Origin of the sequence: Kitasatospora sp. NPDC059571 (genome assembly GCF_042735675.1) — a bacterium.
Lineage (GTDB): Bacteria > Actinomycetota > Actinomycetes > Streptomycetales > Streptomycetaceae > Kitasatospora.
In genome coordinates this window covers 1-1,636 of record NZ_JBHWBW010000796.1, presented here as the reverse complement: position 1 = coordinate 1,636, position 1,636 = coordinate 1, and the positions used below count along the sequence as shown (strand labels likewise).

Genomic DNA, 1,636 nt, shown 5'->3' with positions numbered 1-1,636 from the left:
GCTCGGTGGGCGATACTGGGATCGAACCAGTGACCCCTTCGGTGTGAACGAAGTGCTCTCCCGCTGAGCTAATCGCCCGGGCAACGAGTAGAACAGTAGCACCCTGCGGGCCCCGGTCCCTAATCCGTTCCCGGAGGGCCCGCCCGACGGGGCCACAGATCGCCCCCGGCGCAGCCGCGGTGAATGCCCGTCAGCGCGGCGGAATAGGTCCGAAAATAATGAAGGCCCAGACCGTAAAATGGTCTGGGCCTTTCATCTCACACTGCATTCCGGTGGGCGATACTGGGATCGAACCAGTGACCCCTTCGGTGTGAACGAAGTGCTCTCCCGCTGAGCTAATCGCCCGGGTGCAGGGAAAACATTACCCCATCCGCGGCGGTGCTCCGAACACCCTCCCGGCCCGACCCGCGGTCAGTGCAGGTTCCAGGGGAGCACCCAGCCGTACCGCACCAGGTACCAGACGGCGACCGCGGCGATCACCGCGAGCCCGATCGCGGTCAGCACGATGTTGCGGCGGCGCACCGCCGGGTCCAGCGCCCGGTCGGCGGCCTCGGAGACCTTGCGCCTCGTCCAGCGCAGCACCAGTTGCGCCCAGACGAACTCGGTGGCCCAGATCCCCATGCCCAGGAAGATGACCACCCAGCCCGGACCGGGCAGCGGCAGCAGCACCACACCGGCGCCGACCACCGCGAGGCCGACCACGAAGACCGCCACCTGCCAGCTGACGTGCAGCGCGCGCGAGCGCCGGATGAACAGCGGCGCCCGGGAGCCCAGCGGACGCCCCCCGCCGTCCCCGGCGGGCCCGGCCGACCCGTCGGCGCCCTCAGGTTTGTCGCTTCGCACAGCCATACGGGAAAAGTACCCGAGATACCGCCCGGTACGGGCCCGGGCGGGCCGCCCGCGGCGATTCCGCAATGCGCCGGAAGGGGTACGGCTCGGCGCGGAATCGGGACAGACGGGTTTACACCGGGCTTTCGGGTGGGATGGTCCGTTCGCCGACGTGCGAATCCCCGAGCGCACACTGAGCGAAAGGCCCTGGCGCTTATGAACACCACGGTCAGCTGTGAGCTGCACCTGCGCCTCATCGTGTCGAGCGAGTCCTCGCTGCCCGTCCCCGCGGGCCTGCGCTACGACACCGCGGACCCCTATGCCGTGCATGCCACCTTCCACACCGGTGCCGACGAGACCGTGGAGTGGGTGTTCGCCCGTGATCTCCTCGCGGAGGGGCTCCACCGACCCACCGGGACCGGCGACGTCCGGGTGTGGCCCTCGCGCAGCCACGGGCAGGGAGTCGTCTGCATCGCCCTGAGCTCTCCGGAAGGAGAAGCCCTGCTGGAGGCCCCGGCGCGGGCGCTCGAGTCGTTCCTCAAGCGCACCGACGCCGCCGTGCCGCCCGGCACCGAACACCGCCACTTCGACCTCGACCGGGAGCTGTCGCACATCCTCGCCGAGAGCTGACCCCGCGGGCCGGCCCGCCACGGCGAGCCGCGCCCCACTGCGTCCGTCCTACTCGGGGGCACGGTCGCACCATCCGCCACGCAAGCCCGGCGGCCTCGGGGCCACGCCCGGCCGCTCTCCGCACCGGAGGGCGGCCGGCGACGCAGGCGCCCGGCAGGACGGCCGGCCCCCCGCACCC

Annotated in this window: 2 protein-coding genes and 2 tRNA genes; 1 reads left to right on the top strand and 3 read right to left on the bottom strand. The window is 71.3% G+C overall.

Annotated elements, in window-relative coordinates:
* Nucleotides 1-6: 6 nt before the first annotated feature.
* From ACFV0G_RS39120 to ACFV0G_RS39110, 3 genes are all read right to left on the bottom strand, one after another.
* A tRNA-Val gene (locus ACFV0G_RS39120) sits at nt 7-78 on the bottom strand.
* Between the two features lie 195 nt (nt 79-273).
* Nucleotides 274-345 (bottom strand) — tRNA-Val (locus ACFV0G_RS39115).
* A gap of 66 nt (nt 346-411) precedes the next feature.
* A complete protein-coding gene (locus ACFV0G_RS39110; RefSeq protein ID WP_380558603.1) occupies nt 412-849 on the bottom strand; it encodes a TIGR02611 family protein in 438 nt (145 codons plus the stop codon).
* Nucleotides 850-1,044: 195 nt separating this feature from the next.
* Between ACFV0G_RS39110 and ACFV0G_RS39105 the strand changes: the two genes are divergently transcribed.
* On the top strand, nt 1,045-1,458 hold the full coding sequence (locus ACFV0G_RS39105) for an SsgA family sporulation/cell division regulator (RefSeq protein ID WP_030056266.1): 414 nt from the start codon (nt 1,045-1,047) through the stop codon (nt 1,456-1,458).
* The last annotated feature ends 178 nt before the right edge of the window (nt 1,459-1,636 follow it).